Here is an 11,410-nt window from a genome sequence, read left to right as displayed (position 1 = left end):
GTATTGTATATAATATATAAATATTTAGATTTTAAAAATCTTATAGAATCTAAAGCGTTTAGCAATAAAGATACCCATAATTACAAGATTATTATTGGTTTCTAAATTATTGACTATTTTCACGCAAGGCTAGTAGTTTATTTCTTTTGGTGTTAATTTTTCCATGTCTAACCATTGAAAGAATTGATGCAGCTTTGTTAGCGGAAAAATTTCCTGTTGACAAGTGATTAAAATTATTTTTCCTGTAATGAGATGCCTGAGCGCTTACTTCAATTAGATGATGTACGAAATGCCAATACTCCAGAAAAAATCGCAGCAATATTTCAACAATTGGGTTACAATACTACTTTCCAAATATGGGATATTAGCGTGTTGGAACTTCCCTATGGGAGTGCTCAAGCCATAAATCAGGTCTATTTAATTGCCAACCAGGGGAATGGAGAGTTACAAGTTTTCCTGTTTCAGCTACACCCTAACCATTGGTCTTCGCTTGATGCTGTTACTCATCGAATGCAGGCGATTGCCAAAAGTCTCTGTAACGGACGGACTTCCCACTTTTTATTATTAGGTACAAAGGACTACAAGCAGTTAATGCTCCTTAGTCCTCATCAGTCTTTAAATGATAAGTATAATTTTTCGTTCAAAATTAACACATATCTGATTAATACTGTTGACCCTAGTTATCATGACTTAAATCGATTAGAAAAGATTGCTGCTTTTAAGCTTGACCCCCAAACACTTCACCGCATTCAGCACGAAGCGCTTAGGTTCAGAGATTACCAGCCAAAGTACGAAAACCCAGATTCAGTTTGTTTGTACTTGCAAGAAATTGGTACGATTAGCTTGTTAACAACTGCACAAGAAATTACTCTTGCTCGTAAAGTTGCTCCTCTAGAAGAGTTATACCGTCTCAAACAGCAGTTGCAACAAGAATTGAAGCGAAATCCACAAGATGAAGAGTTGGCATCAGCAGCTGGTATATCCCTATTAGCACTTCGCGAACGTATAGCTAACGGCCGAGGTGCCAAAAACAAGCTAATAGAAGCAAACCTGCGATTAGTAGTTTCAATTGCCAAGAAGTATATAAATCGAGGAGTTGACTTTTTAGATTTAATTCAAGAAGGGAATTTGGGATTAATTCGAGCGGTTGAGAAGTTTGATCACACAAAAGGTTATAGATTGTCAACCTATGCAGTTTGGTGGATTAGACAGTGTGTAAAACGAGCGCTTGATAAGCAATCCCGTACCATTCGCCTTCCTGTTCACCTTTGGGACAAAATATATTCAATTAAAAATGCAACAAAGCAGCTTTATCAAGAAATGGGTCGTCTTCCCAAACAAAAAGAAATAGCAGATTTCTTGGGAATGCCGGATAAAAATTTCCAATTTATTGTTAAATCTGCTTTGCCAATAATTTCCTTAGATACTCTAATTGGTGCAGAGCAAGACACTACATTAGCAGATTTGATGGAATTTGACGGAGACACTCCAGAAGAACAAATAATTAAAACCCTTTTGCGAGAGGAATTAGAAAGTCTCTTAGCAATAATCCAACCTCGGAGTCGCCAAATTTTAGAAATGCGACATGGTTTGGACGATGGACACGAGAAAACTTTGGAGGAAATAGGTCAGCATTTTAATTTAACGCGCGAAAGAATTCGTCAAATTATTAATAAAGCACTAGATAAACTACGCTTTTGTAAGCCGCAAATAGTTTTACATCAGCAAATTACTGCCCAAATAGTAGCTCCTACTACTAAAAAAGAAATTTTGATTTCTACGAATGCTTTAAACAATAGAGTGAATTTGAAAAAAACAAACCTGAATCCTCCCCATGCTCAACCTAATAATCACAAAATCACCGAATTAAGAGAAACTAGTTTAAGTCAAAAGATGATAAATATGAAAAAATATAATTCAGAAGATTTACTAAGAGAAGTTGCTGCTCTAGAACAGGTATTTTCCCACCTTGGTGTCAAATTATCGCAGGGAATTATAGAACTGCAATGCCCTGGTATCCCTCTACCTGAAGAGTTAATTTTAGAAATAGAAGAAAGCCGAAAAATTTTTGGAGAATTGCGTGACAGAGTACTGGAATTAGCCACCTTATCTGAAGTTTCACTCATCTCTAAACCTGAAAAAATTGTTTCCTGTAAAGACTTTAAATCCTTACTGCAAGCTGTTAAAGAGGTGGAGAATGAAAAGGCAGAGGATGAAAAAATCCGCTCATCTGCTTTAAGAGTCTTGCAGCGCGTTTTGGCAATAGTACATAAGGTAGATAGCGATTTTCAACCTTTGCAAGAATGCCAGGATAAAGCCCGTAAACTCTACCAAGCTATTTTGGAATCACAAGAGTCAAGCTTACATTCAGATATTGAAAGCTTAAGTGATGGCAATCATTTATTCTCCAAACTGCTGGCATTGATTACGGATCGAGAATCTCCCGACTATCAACGTTTGGAAGAATTACGTTCTGTTGTAAGTCAATCTTTGGGAATGCCTTTGGCTTTAGCAGCATTAACAGGAGGACTTGTAGTCCAAGAAGAATCCATACAAAATTTTACCTCAGTTTTAATTAATGAGGTAAAGGCAGTTTTAAGTAATGAGATAAAGGAGGAAAAGTCTGATATTGAATTTCATCAAGTAGTAACATCAGTTTCCGAACAGCAAAGTATAAAACAGTTGAACGTGGCACAGGCAAAGCTAGAAATTACATCACCTAATAAGAAAGTTATAGTAGACCCTCGACCAGTCAAAAAATTAAGCATCATTTCCAAAATAACAACTAAACAGGAAATTGAAGCTTCGGTTTTACCTAAACCCGAATCTAATAAAAATATTTTTGAAGAGGAGGATAAAGAATTACAGCTTCAAGGTGAGTTAACCCTAAAGGGTATAGAGCAACAAAATACTGTATCCATTAGCGGTGATACTAGCGAAGATTCACTAGTCCTTCATAACAGAATTTGGCAACTACTTGAGGGAAAAAGACTTAGCCTTGCTTATCATTTAGCACGTTGTCTGGAAACCCAAAATCCTGATTCACAACCATATTTTTCGTCAGAAATTATTCGGGGGGTAATTTTAGGTCGCCATGTGCGTTATGACACAGGATTAGGGGAAATTGCTAACATTCTAAAAATTGATTTTACGAACCTCATCAACGACTGTTTTGTTGATGGAGACAGTGAGTGGAACCAAGCTGTTAGTTTACTTTTAGCACCTGCTGCATTGCGTCCAGCTTTACTAGCACCAAATACTAATGCTTCGCAAATTCTCTATTCACTTCGGTTCGGAGAAGGTCTTAATCAACTGTATGAATATTGCCAAATTATTGCCAAGTATGGAAACCAAGGTTGTGCTTTAGATACAACAGCTATCAAGACAATCAGAAGTCAGACCGTATGGGAAGCTGATATGGTTTATTTACATCAGCAAGTTGAAGATTGGTGGTCTCAATCTCAGCTTTTATACATATATTATGAAATAGCTAAAGCAGTTTGGATTGAGTGGTTTAAGCCCAATCAACTTATTTATTCTTTGCTATTTCCAGTGAGACACAATGATTTGAGCAAGTTGGATATCGCTAAACAATATGTTGAGCGATTGTCCAATGAAACTCAGATTAACGAAGAAGTTAAGCGGACACAGCGCGAAATCGGTCTTTTTAGGGGCAGTAGTGACGCTATTACAGGTAGGACTTTAAGTTGGATTCGCCAACAGGTTCGTAAAGCAGTTAATTTTGTGCGTCAATGGATCGAGCTTCAAGAATCGCGTACTGTAAACAGCAATAATTATGCTCATAGTCAAGCTCAACAATTGCAGCAAGAACTTGCAAATCTTCACCAAGCTGTATTAGAAGAGCTAGATGTTTTCTTGATTAAAAACTCTTCAGTTTCATTAAGAGCAGGAATTTATTATTGTAGAATAGCAGTAGAAAACATTCGCAATATCTTTGAACCCAATTCTCTATTAGAAATATCAGAGCCCGAATTGAAATATCTTCTCCATGCTGAATTGCTTAAAATACCTTTACTGGCAATGGATGCTGAGTGGCAACCAGAAATCAAAAGCTCAGAATTGTTTATAAAAGAAATTATTAATCTGATTGATCAAGATAATTTTAATTGGCTACAAGCTTTTAATTCACGGATTCAAAACAAAGACCACGAAGCTACTGAGCGAATTATTGAGTTTATCCGAGTGTATCCAGAGACATCAATTGATATTACTCAACTCGAAAAACAACGAGAAATTGATATTAAAAATTGCCAAAAAGAATTAGAGCAAGCAGTAAATAATACTAAAAAATTACTAGAAGATAACGTTGCTCTAGGTTTACTGCGCGAAACTGAAAGGTTAGATTATGCAGCACAAATTGGAAGAATAGAAAATATTACATCAACAACATTACGGTTTTATGAGAGCATATTACATTTGCAAAATATAAGTGATGTAATTAATGCTAAACAGCAGGAAAATATTGAAGAAACTCGAAAAAAATTGCAAAGTTTGAGTCAAGAAATAGGACAAGAAAACCCTGTTTATGCTCGAATTAATGGTGTATTAGATAAAGGTGATGTCCTGACGGCTAATGAATATATAGTTATGGTGCAGCAGGGACGACAAATACCTGAAGCAGAAAATAGGAGAGAGGCTTTTAAAGAGTTCTTCAATAATACTTATATTTCTATAGAAAGTGTACTTGAGACTATTGACCGTGACTCTAAATCAATCAAGCGGCGTGAGTTAATAAACGCAATTTCCCAGCGTAACAATGTTGGACTAATTCAGATGCGACATGTACCAGGCGCTCAGGCAAAACAAGCATCACAAATGTTTGATACCTGGTTGGCGGTAAAAGGAAGAAAGCAAGGAATCACTGATAAAGATGTTAGTCAAATTCTAAGTAGTTTAGGTTTTAATGTAGTAAGTATTAATATCAAAAAAGTAGGTAATTATATTTGGATTGACATTACTACTGAACTAATTCAAGACAAAAATCGTTGTCCTGTTCCAGTATTTGGTTCAGGGGCAAAAGGACGCTATCGTATTCTCTGTGTATGGGATAGACCACCAGAAGAAGAAATTCTCAATACTATTGGGGATACTTCTCATGCTTCTCCAGTTATGGTGTTCCATTTTGGACGGATGACGGAAAAAAGACGTAGAGACCTTGCCTACTTGTGCAGGGAGCGCCGCCGTAACTTTATTGTCATAGATGATGTTGTCATGCTCTATCTTTGTGGAGAAAGAGGTGCACGGCTACCTATATTGTTTGAGTGTACTTTGCCTTTTAGCTTCTTAGAACCATACACAACCACTTCAGGATTTGTTCCTCCAGAAATGTTTTATGGACGCGAAAGAGAGCGAGATTCGGTTATTGATAGTGCTGGTTCTTGTTTCATTTATGGTGGACGGCAGTTAGGTAAAACGGTCTTGCTGCGTTCTGTAGAGCGTATTTTTCATTCACCAAATGAGGGAAAAATAGCACTTTGGCTTGATCTCAAATCTGAAGCAATTGGTTACGATAGAGATATTGATGAAATTTGGAATTTACTGGCAGCTGAGTTTAAGCACTTAGGAGTAATTCCTGATGCTAAATCTAGCCGTATAAAACCTGATGAATTACTAAAGCAAATTCAAACTTGGTTAGAACAAGACGAAACACGTCGTATTCTGTTATTGCTAGATGAATCAGATAAGTTTCTGGAAGCCGATGGTAAAAAACGCACAGAAGGTAATGATGAAAAGGGAGACTTTATTCGTTCTGCGCGTCTCAAAGGATTAATGGACAGAACAAATCGTCGTTTTAAGGTAGTTTTTGCTGGCTTACACAATGTACAACGTACTACCAAGTTAGAAAACCATCCTTTGGCTCACTTGGGACAACCTATTTGCATTGGTCCACTGCTAAACAATGGTGAAATGCGCGAAGCCAGGGCTTTAATTGAACGCCCATTTGCTAGTGTTGGCTATTATTTTGAATCTCCTGATTTAATCACACGTATTCTTTCGCAAACTAACTATTATCCCAGTCTAATACAACTTTATTGTCAACAATTGCTCAAACATGTCACTAATCCTGATGTTGCGAATATTGATAGTAAAGATAGTCCACCTTACATAATTAGTTCGCAACAAGTTGATGATGCTTACAATAATCAAGACCTACGTAAAGCTATTAGGGATAGATTTGTATGGACTTTGCAATTGGATCAGCGATATGAAGTGATTGCTTATGCGATTGCCTTTGGCTCTATCAACATTAATAAAGGAATGGTAGATGGATTTAATGTGTTTTGGATTAGAAATGAAGTGCTGATATGGTGGTATGAAGCCTTTCAAGCTTTGTCATCAGATGAAATTCAAGTTCTGCTAGAAGAAATGGTAGGATTAGGGGTTTTACGTATTACCAATACAGGTGGTTTTACTCTGAGAAGTCCCAATGTATTAGTGCTGATGGGAACCCCAGACGCAATTGAAGCAACACTTTTACAACACCGGGAAGTACCTCTTGAATATGAGCCTTTTACTTTTCGTTCAGTTATTGGCATTAAGGACAAGTTTCGGCGTAGTCCTTTAACAGCCCAACAGGAATCAAAACTTCTATCCACAGAAAATGGAATCTTCATTATTTCTGGTACTGTAGGGGCAGGGCTTGAGGATTTAAAGCTTTATCTAGAATCAGTTATGAGTAAGAAAAAGCAATATTTTTATTATTATTGGGAGAGCATTTTATCTAAAGAAGATTTTTGTCAACGCCTAAAATTGCGAATACGTAATCGCCAGAAAGATTGTATGACGTTAATTGTTATATCCGTAGCTTGTTCCTGGAATCAGCATTGGGTTAATGAGGCGAGAGAGCAAGTTAGAGGATTAAGATCCCAAAATTCTTTTGTGCAAATAGTTTTTGTTGCTAACCCTCAAAACTTGTGGCAGTTAATAAGCAACGATACCACAGAGTTAAATGAACTTAATAGTCTGACTAATTTAACTTTGAAACCTTGGCACGATGTTGCTCTGCGACAATGGCTACAAGATTGTAATTATCCTAGCGATAAAGAATCTCGTGACAAAATTACCGTAGTGACGGGAAATTGGCCAGTACTTCTTTACAGACTATATCAGAATTCTAAATCTGACGTACACAATTGGGAACTTCACTTAGAAGAATTAAAAGGATCATTTGATGACTGGCAAGAGGCACGGGATTTTATTACTTTACAGTTAGGAATTAATAGTTACGAACAACAGAAAGTATTACGAGATTTAGCTGATTGGTGTCAAAGCCCTGAAGAGAGCATTTCTACTGATGAATTAGTGGCTTTAATGGATGATATCCAACCAAATATTCTAAAAAAAGTTTTGATCTGGGCAGACCTGCTAAATTTTGCAATTCCTGTACGTAAGAAAAATGACCCTAAAGAATACTGGCGTCTTGAGCCAGCAGTGGGTCGTATCCTCAAAGCTATGAAAGATTAATATCTAAAAGTACCCATTAATTTGTTGGCATCGACAATCTTTAGAGGTTGTTTGAAAAATCCTCTTGTCGGTATCAAAAGTTTTATATTCCCCTAAAAAAGGGGGGTAGGAGAGATCAAAAGTGCCTAAAGTTACAGGAAAATACTTTTCAAACATCCTCTTATGAATAGTTTTGTCTAAATTTTTCCTGCAATCGTTAGTGAACTTATCAAAATATATAGGTTGTTAAATTATGACTCTCCCAGATTACATAGACAATAATCAACATAAACTTGAAGATGTTTTGAAAGTACTCATTTTGAATGAAAGCCAAACAAACCTAGACATTGCTACTGGATTTTTCCGAATTGAGGCATGGGTACGTTTAGAACAAGCTTTCTACACCATAATTAACTTACGCCTGTTAATTGGTCGTGATCCTACGATTCGACCCGCAGAAGGCGATCGTATTGATCTGTCACAATACTTTAGCCGCGATGTTCAGAAGCAGCTAGAGTCTGAAAAATACAAGCTTAAGTATAAGCAGCAGATTGACCGTTTGATTGGATACTTACAGCAAGACCATATCCATGTCAGGCTTTATGGAGCTATTGGTGATGGTGTGCAGTTTCTTCACGCAAAAGCCTACATTTTTGATAATTACAGCATTATAGGTTCTAGTAACTTCACTCCTGCTGGATTAAGTGGTAATACAGAGTTAAATGTATTAAATAAAATAACAGTAATTGCCCAAGACCTTCGCAGCCAGTGGTTTGAAAAATTCTGGAATGACAAAAGTGTTGACCAAGGCTATAAAGCTAAACTAATTGATGCTCTGAACGCCTCAAAATTTGGCAGCAAACCTTACACACCCTATCAGGTATTTTTAAAAGCACTTTATGAACTTTTCAAAGAAGATTCTTTACCAGAGGGTAGCGTTCGCACGAGCCTAGAACTTGCTAGTTTCCAACAGGAAGGGTTCGAGCGGGCCGTCAGATTACTGGAGCGTCACCGGGGTTGCATAGTGGCAGATGCTGTAGGTTTAGGTAAGACTTACATAGGTTTGCAGGTGCTTGACCATTACCTGATTAAAGACAGACGGCCTGGTTATGTGCCTCGCGCACTAGTGGTATGTCCATCTCAGTTACGGGATTTGGTATGGCGAAAAAAGCTGGACGAGTACGGAATTAAAGCTGACATAGTTTCCCAGGAAGAAATTAGCCGTCAAAACTTTGACATCCGCCGCTACAACAAGCATGACATAATTGTTGTAGATGAGTCGCATAACTTCCGTAATAGTGCAACAAACCGATACCGAACTCTACAAAAGCTTATTGGCAGTGGTAAACGAAGTAAGCGAGTGTTGCTATTAACTGCAACGCCAATTAATACTAGTATCTATGACCTTTATCACCAAATTTTATTGCTACCACGTAGTACAGAAACATATTATCGAAAACATGGAGTTCCCCATTTAAAAAATCACTTTAAAGCCTTAGCAAAGGGAGACAAAGAGATTACTGAACTTTTATTTCAAACAATGGTGAGGCGCTCTCGACAAGATGTAATCAAGCGACAGTTAGCTGGTGAAGAAATTTATATTGCTGGTCAAAAGATTCGATTTCCAAAACGCCAATTACAGCAGTTTACTTATAATTTTGAGTCAAGCTTTCAAGGGCTTTATGCCGGGATTGCCAATCAAATTGACGAGTTACAGCTAGCTCCTTATAATATTAAACGCTTTAAAAAGCAGAAAAATAAGCAAGAAGAAGATCAGGTAAAGCGCAATGATGCTCTTGTTGCCCTAATGAAATCACTTTATCTGAAGCGGTTAGAAAGTTCGCTTATTGCTTTTGAAAGCAGTATTCGCAATCAGAAAAATTTTCAAGAAAGGTTTTTTAGCTTACTACAGCAAGGGAAACTGCTAGACAGCCAAAATTTTCGCAAAATTTTAGCGGCGGAGACAGATGAAGAGGAGAGTAGTTCAGTAGAAGATTTAATTGAGTCTTTGAATGAAATTGACCCCAAAGACTACCAAATTGAAAAGTTGCAATCACAGATCCAATCAGATATAGGTATTCTGAATCGGATTATGAATACACTTTTAAAAATCAGAAAAAGTGTAGAATTAGGAAGTGATTATGACCGTAAAATAACAGCATTTAAACAGTTACTAGTAAATAATCTTAAGGGACAAAAAATTATAGTTTTCAGCTATTTTAAAGATACATCTGATTATTTATATAACCAGCTAATTTCAGATAAAAACTGGTTAATGGCTATGGCTATAGGTACTAAAAAGCCTAAAATTGATAAAATTACTGGTGAAACTAGTGGCAAACAAAGGGAAGAAAAAGTTAAATATTTTGCACCAAAGTCTAATTGTCAAAGTGAGGAAGAGCGGCAAGATATCCAAACTCAGGAAATTGACATTCTTATCTGCACTGACGTTTTATCTGAAGGTCAAAATTTACAAGATGCTGGTATTTTAGTTAATTATGATCTGCATTGGAACCCAGTGCGAATGATTCAGCGTGCTGGACGAATTGACCGTTTAGGTACTAACTATGAAGAACTGTTTATTTATAACTGCTTTCCAGAAGAAGGTTTAGATGCTTTACTGGGATTGGTAGCAAGATTACAAGCCCGGATTGCGATGATTGGTGAGAACGTGGGATTGGATGCCAGCGTTTTAGGAGAAATCATTTCGGAAAAATCATTGGAAGAATTATATCGACTCAAGAAAGCAATTACTAATGCGGATAAAGAAGCAATTCTAGAGGAACTTGAGCAAGCAGCTGACTTGGTGTCCTTGGATGAAATGCGTTTGCCTCTCCTAGAATTTTTTCAGCTAGAAGGGGAGGAAGCGGCTGAAGAAATTCCACTGGGCATTCACAGCACACGCTATTTCAATATTCCTGAAGCAGAAGATGGAGGAATATTTCTAGCATTTCGTGCTAAAGATATACACTTGTGGCACTTTTATCCCCGTATTAACGGTATCATCTACCTCAATCCAGACCGACTAATTGCTGACAAACGTAAAATATTTAACTGGCTCAAGTGTAAAGGTAATGATTTTCCTCCTCCCGATCAACTATTACCAGTGAGGTTTGATGACTCTATCTTCAATATTTTGGATGGGGCTGTCAGTCACTTAATGACATTTTTCAGAAAAGAAGAAACTAGCATTATATTAAAGCCTAAGCTTAGTAAGCTTTTACAAAAAATTCATCAAGTTTTGATTCAATTTAGTCCAGCACATGACGAGCCAGTATACCAAGAAGCTAAACAACGGGTATTAAAGGTAATTACTAAAGGTAATCTTCGTGTTTATGAGCGGGACATGAAAATAATTTGGGAAAATTTTGTTCATAAAGGAGACTTAAACTCTTTGGTTTTGGAACTAGATGAATTCTTTGTTGAACAAGACCAATATTACGAAATTGAGGAAGAGACAGAATTTAATCCATCGATAGTGATTAAAGAAGAAGATATTCAGCTTGTTTGCTATCAGTGGTTCTTACCAGAGAGCTAAATTATTGTCTAGGCAAAAATTGATGTCTTGGTGAGTTAATATCGATAATTTTAGCGTTATTATTGGCGTAACTTAGCTTTTATAAATTCCAAATCTTTATCGATTGCTAACCATAAAACCTGGTGTTCGGATTGAAACTTGCGGGATGGATCTGTCTCAATTACCCATGTGTTTCGTATTCTGTCAACTCTTTAGCTTTGGAGTGTATAGGCTTTTTCGAGTGAGTCTCTTTCTTGTTGCAATTGCTCGCTGCCTCTGGTTTTGCGATGAGGCCAGACTACCTGATGCCACCGTGTCCGCAGCTTTTCGCCTTCCCCCCACCCAGCCCCATCAGCACGGAAATACACCCACTGACTTACTGATTCTCCAACGGTACGACCCCAAACAAAATTTTGTGAACCGCAGATA

The 11,410-nt window shown here is 37.1% G+C and carries 3 protein-coding genes; 2 read left to right on the top strand and 1 reads right to left on the bottom strand.

Translation table 11 applies throughout. From position 1 onward, the window contains the following. Positions 1-252 precede the first annotated feature (252 nt). Both G1O98_RS32285 and G1O98_RS32280 read left to right on the top strand, forming a co-directional pair. On the top strand, positions 253-7,485 hold the full coding sequence (locus G1O98_RS32285) for a sigma-70 family RNA polymerase sigma factor (RefSeq protein ID WP_243458611.1): 7,233 nt from the start codon (positions 253-255) through the stop codon (positions 7,483-7,485). A 232-nt stretch (positions 7,486-7,717) separates the two neighbouring features. After that, positions 7,718-11,002: a helicase-related protein gene (locus tag G1O98_RS32280; protein ID WP_175586960.1), complete on the top strand. Its 3,285-nt coding sequence runs from the start codon at positions 7,718-7,720 to the stop codon at positions 11,000-11,002. 191 nt (positions 11,003-11,193) lie between these two features. Here the strand turns inward: G1O98_RS32280 and G1O98_RS32275 are convergent. Then, positions 11,194-11,410 (bottom strand): hypothetical protein (locus tag G1O98_RS32275; RefSeq protein WP_163937077.1); only part of this gene is annotated, 217 nt, incomplete at its 5' end.

The sequence above is a fragment of the Nostoc sp. UIC 10630 genome (assembly GCF_010747425.1).
Taxonomy (GTDB): Bacteria; Cyanobacteriota; Cyanobacteriia; order Cyanobacteriales; family Nostocaceae; genus Nostoc.
Note: the sequence above shows the minus strand (reverse complement) of the source record. Positions and strands in the feature narration are given on the sequence as shown.